Genomic DNA, 16929 nt, shown 5'->3' on the forward strand with positions numbered 1-16929 from the left:
TGGACGGTCTTGGGGCCTTTAGTGATATTTAAGATATGCCTTCTGCGTTGTTCTCATCAGAACGTTAACGTTCCCTGATAGATTCGGTCTTTTCCTGATTCATCATCCCATTCAACTTCAATTTGGAACGGTGGAGCACAGGTCATTGTAATGTTTACTAAGCAGCCCGCCTCAGAATTCGGACCAACCTGCGATGGAATGTCGTCCCCCTGAATAGCTGCGGGATGCTCGCTAAACCTCTTCCCTTCTAATCTGACTCGTATGTTACGCGCGATCGCCTTGCCCGAGTTCACCAGATAAAGTCTGTATGATTGCCTGTTTATCTTCCTCAGTTGGGGATGCAACGATGCCTGTAGCTCACTTCGCTGTCTGTCTCGCTCTCGCTGTTCTTCAATTTCAACAATTCGTCGTTGGGCAGCAATCGCCTGACGATTTGCCTGCCAGCTGGTGTAAATGGCGATCGCCGATACGCCCAAGGAGAGCGCACTGATGATTACGCCTCCTACTGAAAGAGCATCAGCCATACCCAAGCTCCTTCAGGTTGGCGGCGATTGCAGCATCCAGCTTCGCGGCCTCGGCCTGTTGCTGGCGTAATGTCGCAGCCAGCCGTTTCATCTTCTGGTCGAACGGCTCGCCATCATCCTCTTGCGCCTCGGCGCCGACGTAGCGGCCGGGGGTGAGCACGTGGCCGTGCTTGCGGATGTCGTCGAGCTTCGCTGCCTTACAGAAACCAGGGATGTCCTCATAGGTGGTTCGCCCTTCGACATGCTCAGGACGAACGGCTTCCTTATCCCCTCGCCACAAGTGATACATACCGGCGATCTTGGCGATGTCGCTGTCGGTCAGCTCACGGTGCACACGGTCGACCATCGCGCCGAGCTTACGGGCATCGATGAACAACGTCTCGCTGCGCCGATCACGAAAGCCCTGCCCTGAGCCTGCCGAACGGGGACCATTCCTTTTATTACGTGCAATGAACCAGAGGCAGACAGGAATCTGCGTTGAATAGAACAGCTGCCCTGGTAGCGCCACCATGCAGTCCACGAGGTCAGCTTCGATGATGGCCTTGCGGATTTCGCCCTCGCCCGACTGATTGGACGACATCGAGCCGTTCGCGAGCACGAAGCCGGCAAGTCCGGTCGGGGCCAGGTGATGGATGAAATGCTGCACCCAGGCAAAGTTGGCATTGCCGGTTGGCGGCACCCCATAGACCCAACGCTTGTCGTCTTTCAGCAGCTCGCCACGCCAGTCGCTGTCGTTGAAGGGCGGGTTGGCCAGCACATAGTCGGCTTTCAGGTCAGGGTGTTTGTCGTTGTGGAAGGTGTCTCCGTGCGCGATCTGTGCATCGATGCCGCGAATGGCCAGGTTCATTTTGGCGAGTCGCCACGTGGTGTAGTTCGACTCCTGGCCATAAATTGAAATATCTCCGAGCTTCCCGCTGTGCGCTTCGATAAACTTTTCACTGCTGACGAACATGCCGCCAGATCCGCAGCAAGGGTCATAGACACGGCCCTTGTATGGAGCCAGCATCTCCACCAGTACACACACAACGCGAGAAGGTGTATAGAACTGCCCACCCTTTTTGCCCTCGGCGCTCGCAAATTGCGAGAGGAAGTATTCGTAGACCCGCCCGAGAATATCTTTAGCCCGATCCGCTGGACTGCCGAGACCAATGTCGCTGACCAAATTGATGAGCTGACCAAGCCGCTGCTTATCGAGGCCTGGCCGGGCATAGTCTTTTGGTAGGACTCCCTTCAGCGATTGGTTATCCCGCTCGATGGCGCTCATCGCATCATCGACCATCGAGCCGATCGTCGGCTGCGGAGCATTCGCCTTGAGGTGTAACCACCGCGCTTCTTTGGGCACCCAGAAAATACTCGCGGCCTTGTATTCGTCCGGATCTTCCGGATCGGCCCCCTGCTTCTTTTCCGCCTCAAGCTCGGCGTGTTTCGCTTCAAACGCATCCGAAATATACTTGAGAAAAATCAGACCGAGGACGACATGCTTGTACTCGGCCGCGTCCATGTTGTTCCGCAGCGCATCGGCGGCAGCCCAGAGTTTTGCCTCAAGCCCTGCTGATTCCCCGTTCTGTGGCTCTGATTTCGTTTTCGATTTCGCCATGCACGACTCCCCAAATGATCGGAAGGAAAGCTTACAACAGGGTTTCTTGATAAATTTCCGGAAGCTTACCCCCTTTCCTCTAAGAAATCACGCCCTCAGTCGTTAGAACCCAATGGCTTACGACCGATAATCCTATGTGCCTCATTCATTCCCCATCGCTGTCCGCGATCATGCGCCTTTGCCTTTTTCTCTCCATCCTGTACAATCGCTTCATGGCTTTCGATCCCGCAAACCCGCCCATCTGGCTGCGCAAGTTGCATGTGAGCGCGGCGCAGATCAATCCTACGGACTACCCCGCTTCTGCAACCGAGGGGATCCTCGCCGTCTGTCGTCTGTCGAGTGCCCAACACCGCTGGGTGATGGCTCTACGTGGCGCCATAGAGGAATCCGATCGCACTCGTTCGACTGTTCCTCACTCCTAGTTCGTAGCATGGGCAAACAGGATGCTTTTCAAAGCGACTACCTCGATGTAGTGGAGTTAGCCCATCGCGCCCTGTCTACTACGGACGCTCCCTACTGTGTGATCGGAGCATTAGCACTCGGTGTCTGGGGGACTCCACGTGCCACCTACGATGTGGACTTTCTTATTCTCGCTCAATGCAATGACCCCCAGCCGTTCCTCGGTCTCCTGTGCACAGCTGGATTTGCGATCAACGAGACATGGCACGATGCCAATCCGATGGCTCGTGAAGTCGTCCTACGACTCGCGCATCCCACCGCCCCTCATTTTCCCGTGGACCTCGTCTTTTCACTGGGCCCCTTCGATCGCGCTGTGCTCGAGCGGCGCCGGGCTGTCGATTTTCATGGTTTGACGATCTGGATGACCTCACCAGAAGACCTCGTTCTCATGAAATTGCGAGCGAGCCGACCACGAGATTTTGACGATGTGATCAGCATCGTCAAGAACCCGTGCCTGCAGCTGGACCTCCCCTACCTCTGGAACTGGGCTGACCGGCTTGGGCTTCAGGGCGAATTGCAGTATGTCCTCCAGGCGGCCGACGCGGGCGGGTGATCGGCCTTCACAATCGGCAGGGAAGGGGGTTGTTTTTTCTCTATGAGGCGTACAAAATACCGCCGCGTTATTCATGCTGGTCTAATCATCCACCCTCACCAGAGAGGCATAACCGTGAGTCTGCGAAATCTTTTCCGGCTTGTTGTGGCAATGGGTGTGTACGGTACCGTCGGTCAAGTCTGGGCGTACGACGCGGGTCCTAATCTCAGTAGCGGCGTGGACTCTTGTGTCGACGTCATCTTTTCTGCCTTCACGCCTCCTCCCTTCTCCGTGGATAAGAATAATGTAACGGTGGCGCCGAAATCGGAGTTCTCCTTCCTTGCATCTAAGACCGCCCTTTCCCCAAGCATCACCGTGAAAATCAAGGAGGAAAAAGTCCCGGTCACGGTGACCACGATCAACAACGGGTTCCTGGTCAAAGGGAAGCTGCCCCCCAGCATCAAAGGCAGCTACATCCGACTCGACATTTTCGCCAAAGGACCCAACGACTGTGACAAGACCGATGGTTGGCTGCTGAAAGTAGGCAACTGACTGTGAGTGAGACGATGTGGGTAAGGACTTTCCTGCCCACGTCGTTGTGGCGGTACTAGCCCGGACTCTTCTCAAGACTCTTCTTCTTCCACAGATTCGATCGACTCTTGTAGCGCTGCCACAAACGCCTCCGGCTGAGCCAAGGCGGTTTGCGTCAATTGAAATTCACTAACCAGCACGCCGTCTTTATCGACCAACAGCAGACGACACCCCTCTTTCACAAAATTCCTCCGTAGTTCAGATGCCCGGTAAACGAACAGGTGCCGGCCTGCTGCACAGTACAGTCAGTGGAGCCGTCGGCTTCCTCCATCCTCTGTAGCAGACTACTGGGGAGCACGGGCAACCGTGGCTTCCTGCGTCTGCGGATGATGGAGACCGGCTAGAAAGGGAAACGGATACCCAGCTGGACTTCGTTTGGGATGAGGTTGTGTCCGAGCAAGCTTCTCGGTCCAGCATTCGAGGAATCGGAAGTAGTGGAGGAAGCAGATGCCGCAGGATTGAGCGCACGATCAAATTCCGTCGCATAGCCACCACCAAACCCTGCCCCGATGTAAGGCACAAGCGTCCGCCCTCCCACTGAAATCGGTTTCGACAGAGTCGGAATATTCCGCAGCACGAATTCATTCTCCTCCGGCACAGCTGTGGACGGCCTCGGCCTCACTGCTGCCTTCGTTTGGGTGGGAGCCGACGAGATCATCCTGTTGGGCATTGCCGGCCCAATCACGGAACCTCCGTCTCTGATCGTACCTGCATAGGAGAGCGTCCCGCACAGACTCACGCTCATCGTGAGACAGATTCCCATGGACCATCTGATGATACGAGTCTGATGCATGAGACTTTCACGATACCACCTATCCGTCCGCTCTTCAAGCGACTGCCACGGCGCCACGGCGTCTGTTTCATGGGTTGGCCAATAGGTGAATCCGGAAGGCGCTGCATCAGATTCGGCGACAAACTTCATCTATTTCCTTGGTGGGTGGAACTCGCCACGATATGGTAGACACAACACACCGACGAAACAGATCATCGAGATCCTCTATGCGATCCTACGACATGGTGGTGGTCGGCAGTGGACCGGCCGGCCAGAAAGCGGCGGTCCAAGCAGCGAAACTGTCCAAACGTGTGGCCATCATCGAGAAGGCACCACAGCTGGGCGGAACGTCCCTCAATACCGGGACTCTCCCCAGCAAAACCTTGAAGGACACGATCGAGTACATTCATGGATTGGGACGTCGAGGGTTACACCACCTGGGCGCCGAACTCACCAAGCAGCTGACGCTCCCGGACCTGATGACACGCAAGGATCAGGTCATCGAGACTGAAGTGGCGGTCATCACCAATCAGCTGCGGCGTAACGGCATCGAGATCATCCAGGGCACAGCCGGCTTTGTCGATCCCCATACCTTGAGCGTGGTGAGATCGGACGGGCAGGTTGATCATGTCCATGCCTCGACCATCGTCCTAGCCACAGGGTCACGGCCACGCCGCCCCGCGGAGATCCCCTTCGACGACCTGATCGTGTGCGATTCCGACTCGTTCCTTCGCACGACCAAGAACCCGACCAGCATCATCGTCATCGGCGGGGGAGTCATCGGCGCAGAATATGCTTCGATGTTGGCCGCCTTTGGGATCAGAGTCACCCTCATCGATCGACGAACTCAGATGTTGCGGTTCTTGGACCAGGAAATCGCCCAAGCACTTGACGCTCAGATGCAGCACAACGGTGTCACGATGCGGCTCGGGCAGGAACATCTGAGTATCACAGTACAGGAAACAGGACGTCCAGCGGTCCAACTCCAAGACGGCAAAACAATAACAGCCGACATGGTGCTCTACACGATGGGACGGATCGGCAATACAGAGGCACTGAATCTCCCCGTCATCGGCCTTGCCGTCGATCAGCAAGGGCAGATCGCGGTCAACGCCCAGTACCAAACCGCCATTCCCCACATCTACGCGACAGGCGATGTCATCGGGTTTCCCGCGCTCGCCGCGACAGCAATGGAACAAGGACGCCTCGCCGCCTGTCACGCATTTCACGTCTCCGAGGCGCACGACATCAAGGTCATTCCGTACGGCATCTACAGCATTCCCGAGGTCTCGATGGTGGGAAAAACCGAAGCGGAACTCGCCGCCGCCGACGTTCCGCACGCCACCGGGAGGGCCTTTTTCCGAGAAATGGCGCGTGGCCACATCAGCGGTGACCTCCACGGTCTCCTAAAGGTGATTTTTCACCGTACGACGCACGCACTCCTGGGCATCCATATCATCGGGCCAGGCGCGACAGAATTGATCCATATCGGCCAATCGGTCCTGACCTACGGTGGAACGGTGGAGTACTTCATCCACAACGTCTTTAATTATCCCACGATGGCCGAATGCTACCGCACCGCGGCGCTCGACGGACTGAATCGGCTGTCCCACCATTCCCAATCAAGAGGAACTCCGCACAAAATCACCTCGCACGACCTATCCCTTCACAAACCAACTTTGTAGAAATGAAGACATGTCTGGTTCCTAAATAAATGCCTGTCGGGTTCCTAAATACCTGTTGCATAAACTTTCGAACGGAATATAATGCACCCTGCACGGCCAGTCGTTATGATCTACGTGGAGTTGTACCCATGAGCATCATCCCGACTATCGTCCTCTCGTCCCCCTGCAGTCCGCTGTCTGTATCACCCACCAACGATCTCCGTCTGGAGGTCGGCCACCACAGGAGGTACCATCATGCCTATTCCACGCACGCTTAAGAGTCATCTCGATCGCGAACACGTTCATTACGATATCTTGCCACACTCACAGACATTCCACGCTCTTGCCGTCGCCCAGACACTCCATCTGCCGGAACAAGAAATCGCGAAGGTGGTTATCGTGAAAGTGAAGGAGCGATTTGTCACGACGGTGCTGCCTGCAACGGAGAAAGTGGATGTTCAGCGCCTACGAAAGCTCTTCGGAACCCACCGCGTCCGGCTTGCGACCGAGGAAGAGATCGCGCAGCTCTTTCCGGACTGCGAATTGGGCGCCATGCCGCCGCTCGGCACACTCTATGGGCTTCCTGTATATGTCGATCGGGCGCTCACACATGACGAGGAAATCGTTTTTGAAGGAGGTACCCACTCGGAGGCGATTCGCATGCGGTACTGGGATTTTGCCGCGCTGGTGTTTCCCGTCGTGGCCGAATTTCACCGTCCGCCCGTAGCGACCTGTTGACCTCGACAACTCGTTATTCGGTTCTTGATACAACCGCTTCGCCCGCTCTCAGCGCCGCCGATCGTCACATCCAGCGTGGAAGATCGGTGCGACCCTGCCGCTCTCACGCGCACTGTCCGCCCGGCCCGTCATCGAGCGAATGTCGGGTTTTCTTCACCCAAAGCTGCTAGGATGTTCCTGTGCCTGTCGGAAAGTGCCACCCTGTTGTGAAAGGAAACCCATGTTGAAAAGTTCAAAACTCATAGCCGTCTGCATCGTCGCGTCGCTCATCGGCCTACCGACCCTCTCGTTTGCGAAGGCGCGGGGATCGGGTGGAGGATTTTCGAGCGGGGCTCGTGGCGGAAACTCATCAATGGGTATCGGGAGCCGTGGATCCCGTACCTACCAAGACAACGGCGCCAAGCCGATTGAACAGTCCACCACCCCGAAACCGTCGGCGACGCCACCACCGAATGCCTCGGGCGCTCCGCCAATGCAACCGGCTCCAGCCACGCCGTCATCCTGGTGGCAACGCAATCCCCTGCTCGCCGGAATCGCCGGTGGTCTCGCCGGAACCTGGATCGGTCATATGCTCTTTGGAGCGACGGAGAGCAGTGCCAAGACTACGGACACGGAGTCGGGCGCAGCACCGGCTTCCAACAACTCTTACGGCCTCATCCTCCTCCTGCTGGCTGTAGGAATGGGCGCACTGTATTTCTTCAGAAAATCCAAGCAGACACCTGCGCCGGTATTCACCGGGCTCTCACGCAGTACAGCGGCCAGAGGGAGCCTGCTCGACATCTCGCCCAACAACTCCACCGCCGAGGCGACGACTGATAATGCCTATACCGTGACCACCGAAGATAAGGCAGCCTTTCAGCAACTGCTGACCGACATTCAATCCGCTTGGAGCGCCCAAGACGTGGCGGCCTTGAGACCATTTTTGACGCCGGAAATGCTGAGCTATTTCAGCACCGCCTTGGTCGAGGACAGCAGTCGAGGCGTTCAGAATCACGTGGAAGGAGTGGAGTTACTCAAGGGAGATGTGCGCGAAGCCTGGTCCGAAGGCAACACCGACTATGCGACCGTGGACCTACGCTGGAACGCCAGAGACTACACGGTCTCCACGACGATCCCACGTGGAGAGCCAGGCTATGTGATCGAAGGCAGTGAATCAACCGCGACCGAATCGTACGAAGTCTGGACCTTCATGCGCGTGCGGGATGGACGCTGGCTCCTGTCAGCTATTCAGCAATAATCTCCGAGGGAAGGCGGCTGACTCTGTGAGTCAGCCGCCGAGCCACATACAGAGACAGGGCGTGAATACATAGGCAGCAGCAGAAACCAGCACCCCCACCACCACGCCCAAAAGCCCTGCCACGTAGAGCCCCGCAAACGGCGCCATAAATACGATCAAGAGCATGAACAGGGCCAACGACCGATGATCTTCGTAGAATATGCGACGAGACTCAGTTGAAAAGGAACTGATGGAACCAGATCGATCAGACATGCCGCGAGTATAGCCGAAACCCATCGCCCTGTCTGTCATAGGAGCCTGTCCGACACTGACCTTTCTACTGCGGCGAACGATGTACCGGCATCTGCTTCGTTCTCGGCCACGAAAAATCCTCAACGTATTCCCGCGAATACGCTTCCGGTTTTTCGAGACCTGTAGCCTAGCATCTGCCAGCACCTCCTTCACCTCGTCACGAAGGCAATGTCGGAAAGGCTCCTAGAGAATGAGCACCTTCAGCAGTCCTGTGTGTCAGTGGAAGACAGGGCCCGAATTCGTTCCTTTCGTCAGGCTACAGCACTTCTTAAACTTCTTGCCGCTGCCGCAGGGACAGGGATCATTCCGTCCGATCTTTGCGTGAGCTGAGTGGTTTAGATCGAGGTCACCTACTTCGAGCCGCGCTTGATAGATCGATCGTCCCAGGTGAGCGTACTCGCGCATCGCCTCCGGAAAGATCTCCATCACTGATTGGGCCAACTGCTCCAGACTCCCCTTCCCGTTCGTTTCCTGATGGTATTCCTCGGCAAGTTTCGGGGAGGAAAAGAACGTGAGCGTCATCAACAACGCTCCAAGTTCCTCATCGAGTTCATCCGGCGTGTACTCGTTCCACACCTCCTCAAGGTAGTCGTAGCCGATTGAAAACCCTTGCGCCCACTGACTCAGTGGCGCATCGGCACTCAAGTTGTCCATCATCCACGGTCTCATCTCGCACCCTGGCGGGAGAGAGGCACTTCCACCAGTTCGTTCACGAATGCACTCGTCGTAGAGCGCCATCATCGCCTGGAGCACCCGCTCCGCTTCCTCACGAGTCTCATGCCGAGCCTCCTGATCGTTGAAGACCAGCGGAATCCATTCGGACGGTGGAATCAATTCAGGCCCATTCGCCAAGCAGAACAAGAAGCCGGCTAACTGAGGATAGGTCAAGGTGTCTTTGGGACGCAGCGGTGAAGACAAAAATCGAGCTAAGAGTGCCGCCTGTTCACTGGTGAATGGTGGAACTGCTGCCATCATGTCCTGAACAGTCTCTCAGGTATGGCGAGCACATTTCAATTCTTCTTTGAACTCTGTGTCAAGCCCAAATAGAAATGTCCGGTTTATGTTCCGGCCGCCGCCGGGTGGTGTCCTCGTTCCTGCCGCCATCGCTTGCGCCATGGATGATCCGCCGGCGGTTTGATCGGGCGCTGCGATCGGGACACCGCCGTGACCGCTGCCGCCGACACAGGTCGCGCCGCGATCGCGTGAAAGGCGAGCGCCCGTCCGTGGTGCGTGAGCCGCATCGTCCCATCCACATGTTCTTCGACCACCACACGAGTGGCGCGGAGATTGTCGTGAACCTGATAGAGCCGCCCTTCATGAGCAATGGTGAAGTCCTTCCGCAGACACCGGGATGTCTTGATACACAGGCTTCGCTCCAGCACCTGGGCCGTCGGCTTCGGCCGATGCAGATTGACTGCGTGCGCCGGCCGCACCGCGAACCGGCGGTTGTAGACCGGCAGATAGCCCTCCAGGAATCGGTTCGCCGCCTCGAAGGTCCCAATCCGTGCGAGGCGCAACTCCTTGACCAGTCGATCCTGGAACGTCTTAAACAGCCGCTCCACCCGCCCCTTGGCCTGTGGGGAGTGCGCCGCGATCAGCTCAACCCCCAGCTCATCCAGTGCCCGTCCGAACTGACTCTGGGGTGCCTCCCCGGCCAGCTGCTCCGCCACCGTGGGCTCAGCTGGCGACTGGTAGGTCGTATGCTTGTCCGCATAGATGGCCAGCGGAATCCCCTGGTGCCGAATGTAGCGCTGGAAGCTGTCCATCGCCGGGATCGTGCCCTCGTACTCATAGAACCGAGCAAAGACGCGACTGCTCGCATCGTCGATGTAGGCCATCAGGACACCCCACGGGCCGCGCCCCTCCAACCAATCATGATGGGACCCATCCAGTTGCACCAGTTCCCCGACATGCGCCTTGCGCGCACGCCACGCGCGATGCGGTCGCTTCCGGCGTGCGAAATGATCAATCCCCCGCTCCCGCAACCAGCGCCGCAGAGTCTCGTCGCTGACCTCGAGTCGGTGCCGCTCCGTCAACTTCTCCGCCGCCAACGTCGGCCCAAAGTCTCCATAGCGTGTCTCATACAGCCGCAGCATCTTCGCCTTGACCGGCTCCGCGATGCGCCGATTCGACGGCTTCCCCCGTCCCCGATGGACACGTCCCTGGTCGCCCTCCTCCTTTACCCGCCCAAGAAGGCGCCGGATCTGACGCTCCGTCAGCCGCAACATGGTGCCCGCCTCCTGTTGTGTGATCCGCTTGTCCCGCACCTGGCGAATCACATGGATCCGCCGCAACTCCTTGGCACTCATCATCACCCTGTCCTCTCCCACCATCCCGTCCTCCTTTGAAGAACGGGCAGTCTATCAACGAAGAGGACATTTCTACTTTGGTGAAACCGGACATTATCATTTTGGGATTACATTCTTCTTTGAACTCTGCTGATTGAGCGGATCTATCAGCTTGTGATTTTCCGAGGAGCGTTTCTGGTCATTTCGTCACACGACCCTGCGCGGGAGGTCGGAATGCCTCCCAGACGCAGTTCTACTCCGCCACGTCGAAGCGTAAGCCGCTCGAACCTTCGCCGCGTCCGACCATCTTGCGTCTGCCGATCCACAAAAGAGGGCTGCCGTCGAACCAGCGCGCGTATTGAAAGGAGCGGGTGACGCGTGCACCTTCGCGTGGGATCTCTTCCTCGAAGATATCGAGTGGCCCCGCGCTGGGTTTCAGGATTTGGCTCAGAGCCGGCTGCGGCTCGAGGGTGCCGTCCTGGCGCAGGGTGGCGCCGCGGCGGAAGCGGATTGACTTTTGGCCCGGTTGAACCTGAACGGGGATGAGGGGAATCCAGTAGCTGGGGACTTCTGTCGACAAGCGCCACTTCAGGGCGCCGTCGTTGGACGGAGCGGGTGTTGCGGGTTGATTGCGGCGCTGTCGAGCGAGGTCGTCCTCGCGACGATTCAGCGGGCGGCCGGAGACGCCTTCCGCAATGCGCTCCACACCCCACGCCAGATTCGCCATTTCATCGCGCAGGAACAGCACCTCGTCTAGCGGCTTGCTTTCCATTGTGCGTTTGAGTGTCGGCGCCAAGAAGAGATTCGTTGGAGTGTCCGCGTTGCCGCTGTTTTTGAACATGCGCCAGTGCCTCGAAGCGGGATGGGCGGATTGATCGATCGACGGCACGAGCGTGCGCACGCCGAATGTGTCCGTAATGACCAGTGAGTTGATCTTGCAGATTGAGCCGACGGGAACATCCACCGGGATCACGAACCAGTCGTTGCCGTAAGTGATGGCGAAGTCAACCAGCAGCATGCGCGCTAAGTCGTCGGGCTCGGCCTCCACGGCGCCAAAATCGACCGATGCATCTTCGAATTCCCACCAGCGTGAGGCAGGCATTCCGCGATATGTCGCCGGCGCCGGAATCGTGGTTCGGGTGATGGGCAGCGGATTCACGCCGGGTTTGCGATCTTCTTCTGCCCCGAGCGTCTCGCCCATCTTCACGTCGAAGTCGTACCAGTCGAGATCACCTTCGTAGTATTCCGCTGTCAAGACTCCCTGCGGACTGGTTGGAGCTTCCACGGAAAAGGCGTATTCCATGCGTTGCGACGACCACGCTTCGGCTTGACCCGCAGGCTCCCTAAACAAGGCTTCGTACCAGCGCAGAAATGCATCTTTCGGCGCGGCGAACGCTGGAGCATCCGCGGGATCGATCGCCGGAGCCGTTGGGAGTGGGGCATTTTTGAGCTCGGCGTAAAGCTTGACGCCGTCCGGAACGCGGCCCGACATCACCTCCAGAAATCGCAGCGCCTCGGCATCAACATCCGCCGCGGCTACCGCGCTGCGAGCCGGCAAGGCGAATGCCGTCAGGAAACCTTGATGATATTTCGTGCCGAACGGCGCGCGCGCCAGCTGGCGCAGGAACTGTTGCCCGGCTTCGGCACAAACCCGCAACCGCACGAGCGTGCCGGGCGTCGGATGCACGGTCTCCTGCTCGACCAACGTCTCCAACGCGACCTGTTTCGGATTGAACTTCGCGGGTCTCGCCGCGCTGCCTTGCGGCATGTAACGCGTGAGTTCGGCGCACTCGGCACGCAGCCGCGTGGAGACAGGCGTGCCGTTGTCGTCTCCCTGCAGCTCTCCGAGTTGCCACTGACGGGCCAACAGCCAAAGCGGATCGTAAATCCGGGCCTTCAGCGTTTCGCTCTGCGAGGCTCCGCGAGCGTTGGGCTCTAACCGAGACCACGTGGTGATGGATGGCATGGTGCTAGTCCCTCTTAAAAAAGTCTGTCGAGACGGTATGGCCTTCCGCGTTGAAGGCGAAATACGCCGCAGGAAGATAGTGACTGGTCTCGTCGAGTTGATCAGGAGTCACCGCGCGCATGTGGACCAAACTGACGGTCTCGCTCAGCACTTGTTGAAGCCACGGGATCGTCCAGAAGGCTTGCTCCACCGGATTGGGATGAGCGGCCACCAAAATCGCCTGTGGTGCAACAGAATCCGGCTGGTTGTACTGGAACACGACGCCGGTGGTTTCGCTGGCATTGGGCACGACTTCCACCCATTCGTCGATCAGCAGCCCGGCAACGGTAGGCTGCGTGAAATCGATGGCTTCGGGCGTGTGCACGACCAGCGAGAGTCGTCCTGGCGGAATCGGCGTGCCGGGCTCTGCGGGCAGCCCGACCCAGCGATCGCCATCGCGTTGCGGAAGCTGCGCAACCTGCAGTGTGAGCGCGTCGCCGTTGTTGAGCGCTTCGGCATACTGCAGCGCATCGTCGAGCCGTGCGACGCCCTCGCGGACTCGCGCCATGCGCTGATGGAACGTCACGACCGCGAATGGGTCGCCGTCTTGAATCGCGGTGCTCGCGCCTAACGCCCGTTGGATTTCGAGCAAATTCGGCGGACGGAAGCGTGATAACACCACGAAGCTATTGCCGAAGAGATGTTTCAGCCGCTCTGCGGAATCCGTCGCGGCATCGGCTTTCGCCAGACGCTCCGTGGCTTCGCGGTCGATGGATCGCGCTTGGAAAACGAGCGTCTTCAAATCCGCTTCAGTCTGGCCGACTGCCGAGAGCGGAATGGCTCCCGGGATGCCGAAGAACGCGATCGTGTGCATCGCGGATCGCAGCGGCGCCAGCGTGGTCGGTGTGACGTCGGTCAGCGCCGTTTTCAACTTGGTCTGCAGTTGACGGAGCGATGCCGAGGCACGATCTGCCCGCGCCTTCAAGTTTGCCGAGTCGAGAATGGTCGGCGAGTCGGCGACAGCGGCGGCATTGATGTCGCCCGCACGAAGCGCGCGCCCCCCGCTCAACAGACTGCGCGCCGTCCGCACCACTTCGGTGAACTCCGACCAACTGAGATCCGTCATGGGCCATGAGGGATCCCGCACGGGATTGAGCCGCAGCGTTTGCGTCGCCGTGAGGGACACCTTTCGCCGCGCCGCAAAAAGGAAGCGCTGCTCAAGCTCCGAAAGCCGCGAGTCTTCGCTCGCTTCCTGTGCGTGAATCACATCGAGCGGTGCGAGTCTCAAGTCCTTCAGTCGAAACTCTTGTGTATCGATGACGGCGCCCGTCGTGTTATTCACACGTTCAACCACGCAGCGAACCTTTATGGGATTTCCCAACAGCTTCGCTGCCCACGCGTTGAGGAACGGTTCGGCCAATGATCGGGAGGTCGGCGTCCAGTCTGCGATGGCTGCCGGAGTGCCCGGAAACAACGCCACCACACGATGAGTGAATGCGGAACCGGTGCGCGGCGTGCGGATCACTTCCAGTTCCGGCGGCGGCGCTTCGCCGCGCTCTAAGGCGTCGAGAGTGGCGGCGGCGTGGCTGGGATTGCCGCGCACGACGTGATAGGCGCTCTCGGCCAATAGCGCATCGCTCAACGCGTCGACGCTGTCGGCCAAAACATCGAGCTCCACATTCACAATGGGCGGCACGGGGAACCCGGCCCGATTACCAACGACCTGCAGAACACGTGGACGCGCATTCGGTTCGTTGATCTGGCGCAGCAGGTTCAGTCCGTCCACCACATGGTTTGCCTGGACGCTCTCCACCGCCTGCCCGTTCTCGTCGACACGCGTGGCGTTCAGCGGCGCTTGTTCGCGGAACGCCGCGATGAAGGCATCGAGTCCACGCTCATGCAGGCCGCGCTCGAAGCGATAGCCCAAGAGCGCGCCGAGCGGTTGTCCGGACCGCACGCCATCGAGCAGGTATTGCGCCGTGCGAGCACGCTCGGAAGAAAGATCGATAGCAAGTGGATCGGCTTCTGGATCGGGAGTGCGGCCGAAACGCGTCAGATGCCCGCTGCGCAGCACCGCCACGGTGGCTGCATGGTCGAGCGACGGCGCGTGAACGAAACCGGGATCATGACGGAATCCAGAGATTGGCCCGGGCTCGTTGGGTGGCGCCGGCACCTCGGTCCGTGGCGGTCCTGGCTGCAGGTTCTCGACCCAGCCATAGCCTCCCAGATACACACCCGCGGGATCCCTTTGCCGCATATTCTTGAGGCGTTTCGTGGCGAACGACGTCACCCAGGCATCCAGGCGATGCGACGTGACATCGAGTGTGCCGCGCATCAACATCGACAGCTTCTGCGGCTGTAACACCTTCAACGCCTCGAGACTCTTGCGGAAATCCTGCAGGTTCTTATCGACAGGTTGAGTGAACGCCTGTCCGGTGTGCAGTGCCGCGGCAATGATACGGTCGAGCGGTGTTTCCATCGGCAGCTGCGAGAAACGGACATGCTCCGGCTCAGCCCGTAGATGCGGTTCACGACCAAGCACGTGCGCCGCGGCATTCGCGTATTCGACCATTATCGAATGGCGCAGCAGCAGATACAACAGGCTGAATGGAACCGGAATAGACGCGTGCTGGAGTACGGCATCGAGATTCGGCGCCTTCAACAACTGGTCGACGTAGTTGAAGGTGAAGTCCGCGGTCGACGACGCCTGGACCAACGGCAAGTCTAGGGTAGAACGTGCGGGATCGCATACCGTCAGCGCCGCGCGCGGCGTGACCCCGCGAAGTCCGGCGATCAGGCTCAGCGCCGATATTGCCTGCGAGCTTTGCACTCGATTCCAAACGTCGGGTGTCGGGGTCCGCAAGAACTCGAACAGCTCTTGGGTATAAAAGAGTCCGAAGATGTTCCGGATGGAGTAATCCATGGACAACGCGTCCATCGCAAAGACTTCGCTGAAGTCGATGTCGGGATTGCTGTGATTGCCCATGCGCGCCGCCGTCCGGCTTTCATCGCTCCAGTAGTCTTGGAGACGGCGCATCAACGCCACCACGGCGGCGTCCTTTGAGGCCAGCTTTCCATCCTCAGGCGTGGCCCCCCACAAATCGAGTGCCGTGACGGGCAGTACGCCGTACGGTTGCTTGCCGATGCGAATTGTGGGAAGTGGTCCACCAGCTCGCACGTGATCGACAAAGTGTTGTCGCGCCCATTCCACGTTCACATCGATCAGGTCTTCAGGAAACAGGCCTGGCCGATCGCCGTTGAAGAGGCCGAGCCCTATCATTTGTTCCAAGTAGTAACCCCAGGTGGATGACCATAGCGCGCGATTCATGTCGCGGGCTTCGCGTTGCTCGCGCGCATCCGCGTTGCCTGTGCGCGCCAGCAGGTCTGTTGGAACACCAAGGGCCTTCGAGAGCTCATCGCCGTCCGATCCGTCTCCTGCCTGAAACTGAGGGTCGCCGAGAGTCAGACGAAAGCTTTTGTCGTATCCCGGATCGTCGGTGCTGAAGCCGGACGCAACGTCTTCCGTATTGTTGGTCGGCGTGCCTTGCGCGACGAGGCTCACGCCGTCGGTGTATTGGTGCGCTTCGATCAGCTCCTTCAGCCGAGCCGCCGACGCTGCGCTATCGAGCGATTTCTTCACACCAAAGACCAGGAGCAGATTGATTCTTGGAGTCGCCGTCGGCAGTTGCAAGCGCAGCCCCATGCCGAGGCGCTCGGCTTCGTCGAAGTCGACCATCCACTTCATGCCGTCATCGACGGCGAGCGTTTCGTCGCCTTGAAGGACGGTGGCTTGAGGGTTCGGGCCCACAGGCAGAATGTCCGGAATCAGTTGCCCGGCCACGGTCACGGCGCCTGTGCCCTGCACGAATGCTGTCGCGATCCACTGATCGGGAAGCACCGTGGTGCGTGGGGCTCGAGTCCAGGTTTCATTGTTCTGCGCTTCAAGGCGCACAGGCGGAGACGGGAATTTGGGCGGTTTTGTCGGACGCTCTATAAGATTAGTCGGCATCAGTTGACGCACCACCCATGACGCACGCTCCGCGCCGTAACGCTCCGCAAGTTGCCGCCATGCGTCCTTTCGCGCTTCTTCCGTGGTCGCGTTCCAGAACAACGTATGGAAATGCTTGCCCCATTCGACTTCATCCGCAGTGAGCTCCGGCTCGTGCGTGTCGACATGAATCTTGTCCGGAAACACACGGATACGCAGCTCTTGTCCGAAGAAGCGGGTCTCCAGGCGAACCGGAAACAGAACGAGCGGGCGATCACCATGTATCAGCAACGGGTCCGGCAT

At 58.8% G+C, this 16929-nt stretch carries 14 protein-coding genes; 5 read left to right on the forward strand and 9 right to left on the reverse strand.

The window, feature by feature from the left end; genetic code table 11:
* Window positions 1-56: 56 nt before the first annotated feature.
* The gene (locus P0120_02805; protein MDF0673261.1) at window positions 57-524 is read right to left on the reverse strand and encodes a hypothetical protein; all 468 of its coding nucleotides are present in this window, start codon (window positions 522-524) and stop codon (window positions 57-59) included.
* A complete protein-coding gene (locus P0120_02810) occupies window positions 517-2121 on the reverse strand; it encodes a class I SAM-dependent DNA methyltransferase (protein ID MDF0673262.1) in 1605 nt (534 codons plus the stop codon). The genes P0120_02805 and P0120_02810 overlap by 8 nt, the downstream gene beginning before the upstream one ends.
* A 430-nt stretch (window positions 2122-2551) precedes the next feature.
* On the opposite strand from P0120_02810, the gene P0120_02815 reads away from it, so the two are divergent.
* Both P0120_02815 and P0120_02820 read left to right on the forward strand, forming a co-directional pair.
* The gene (locus tag P0120_02815; protein ID MDF0673263.1) at window positions 2552-3133 is read left to right on the forward strand and encodes a DUF6036 family nucleotidyltransferase; all 582 of its coding nucleotides are present in this window, start codon (window positions 2552-2554) and stop codon (window positions 3131-3133) included.
* A 114-nt stretch (window positions 3134-3247) separates the two neighbouring features.
* Window positions 3248-3664, forward strand: a complete 417-nt coding sequence (locus P0120_02820; protein MDF0673264.1) for a hypothetical protein — start codon at window positions 3248-3250, stop codon at window positions 3662-3664.
* A 71-nt stretch (window positions 3665-3735) separates the two neighbouring features.
* Here the strand turns inward: P0120_02820 and P0120_02825 are convergent, their stop codons facing one another.
* Both P0120_02825 and P0120_02830 read right to left on the reverse strand, forming a co-directional pair.
* Window positions 3736-3885, reverse strand: coding sequence for a hypothetical protein (locus P0120_02825; protein MDF0673265.1), 150 nt, complete (start codon window positions 3883-3885; stop codon window positions 3736-3738).
* A 158-nt stretch (window positions 3886-4043) separates the two neighbouring features.
* Window positions 4044-4625: a hypothetical protein gene (locus P0120_02830; GenBank protein MDF0673266.1), complete on the reverse strand. Its 582-nt coding sequence runs from the start codon at window positions 4623-4625 to the stop codon at window positions 4044-4046.
* A 77-nt stretch (window positions 4626-4702) separates the two neighbouring features.
* Between P0120_02830 and sthA the strand changes: the two genes are divergently transcribed.
* From sthA to P0120_02845, 3 genes are all read left to right on the forward strand, one after another.
* Entirely contained in the window at window positions 4703-6160 is a 1458-nt protein-coding gene (gene sthA / locus P0120_02835; GenBank protein MDF0673267.1) for a Si-specific NAD(P)(+) transhydrogenase, read from the forward strand.
* Between the two features lie 234 nt (window positions 6161-6394).
* Complete coding sequence (locus P0120_02840) at window positions 6395-6877, forward strand: YbaK/EbsC family protein (protein MDF0673268.1); 483 nt, start codon at window positions 6395-6397, stop codon at window positions 6875-6877.
* 220 nt (window positions 6878-7097) lie between these two features.
* Entirely contained in the window at window positions 7098-8114 is a 1017-nt protein-coding gene (locus tag P0120_02845) for a TIM44-like domain-containing protein (protein MDF0673269.1), read from the forward strand.
* A 30-nt stretch (window positions 8115-8144) separates the two neighbouring features.
* On the opposite strand, the gene P0120_02850 is transcribed toward P0120_02845, so the two are convergent.
* The 5 genes from P0120_02850 to P0120_02870 form a co-directional block, all read right to left on the reverse strand.
* Window positions 8145-8405 carry a hypothetical protein gene (locus P0120_02850; protein ID MDF0673270.1) on the reverse strand — a complete coding sequence of 87 codons (261 nt, stop codon included), beginning with the start codon at window positions 8403-8405 and terminating at the stop codon, window positions 8145-8147.
* A 216-nt stretch (window positions 8406-8621) separates the two neighbouring features.
* A complete protein-coding gene (locus P0120_02855) occupies window positions 8622-9380 on the reverse strand; it encodes a UPF0149 family protein (GenBank protein MDF0673271.1) in 759 nt (252 codons plus the stop codon).
* 83 nt (window positions 9381-9463) lie between these two features.
* Window positions 9464-10738, reverse strand: coding sequence for an ISNCY family transposase (locus tag P0120_02860; GenBank protein ID MDF0673272.1), 1275 nt, complete (start codon window positions 10736-10738; stop codon window positions 9464-9466).
* A 208-nt stretch (window positions 10739-10946) separates the two neighbouring features.
* On the reverse strand, window positions 10947-12659 hold the full coding sequence (locus P0120_02865; protein MDF0673273.1) for a hypothetical protein: 1713 nt from the start codon (window positions 12657-12659) through the stop codon (window positions 10947-10949).
* A 4-nt stretch (window positions 12660-12663) separates the two neighbouring features.
* Entirely contained in the window at window positions 12664-16929 is a 4266-nt protein-coding gene (locus P0120_02870; GenBank protein ID MDF0673274.1) for a hypothetical protein, read from the reverse strand.

Source organism: Nitrospira sp., assembly GCA_029194675.1.
Classification (GTDB): domain Bacteria; phylum Nitrospirota; class Nitrospiria; order Nitrospirales; family Nitrospiraceae; genus Nitrospira_D.

Bases quoted from the DNA above. Each gene is read 5' to 3' on its own strand.
- P0120_02805 (MDF0673261.1), bottom strand. From the start codon at position 524: ATGGCTGATGCTCTTTCAGTAGGAGGCGTAATCATCAGTGCGCTCTCC.
- P0120_02810 (MDF0673262.1), bottom strand. From the start codon at position 2,121: ATGGCGAAATCGAAAACGAAATCAGAGCCACAGAACGGGGAATCAGCA.
- P0120_02815 (MDF0673263.1), top strand. From the start codon at position 2,552: ATGGGCAAACAGGATGCTTTTCAAAGCGACTACCTCGATGTAGTGGAG.
- P0120_02830 (MDF0673266.1), bottom strand. From the start codon at position 4,625: ATGAAGTTTGTCGCCGAATCTGATGCAGCGCCTTCCGGATTCACCTAT.
- sthA (MDF0673267.1), top strand. From the start codon at position 4,703: ATGCGATCCTACGACATGGTGGTGGTCGGCAGTGGACCGGCCGGCCAG.
- P0120_02840 (MDF0673268.1), top strand. From the start codon at position 6,395: ATGCCTATTCCACGCACGCTTAAGAGTCATCTCGATCGCGAACACGTT.
- P0120_02845 (MDF0673269.1), top strand. From the start codon at position 7,098: ATGTTGAAAAGTTCAAAACTCATAGCCGTCTGCATCGTCGCGTCGCTC.
- P0120_02850 (MDF0673270.1), bottom strand. From the start codon at position 8,405: ATGACAGACAGGGCGATGGGTTTCGGCTATACTCGCGGCATGTCTGAT.
- P0120_02855 (MDF0673271.1), bottom strand. From the start codon at position 9,380: ATGATGGCAGCAGTTCCACCATTCACCAGTGAACAGGCGGCACTCTTA.
- P0120_02860 (MDF0673272.1), bottom strand. From the start codon at position 10,738: ATGGTGGGAGAGGACAGGGTGATGATGAGTGCCAAGGAGTTGCGGCGG.
- P0120_02865 (MDF0673273.1), bottom strand. From the start codon at position 12,659: ATGCCATCCATCACCACGTGGTCTCGGTTAGAGCCCAACGCTCGCGGA.
- P0120_02870 (MDF0673274.1), bottom strand. From the start codon at position 16,929: ATGCCGGACCCGTTGCTGATACATGGTGATCGCCCGCTCGTTCTGTTT.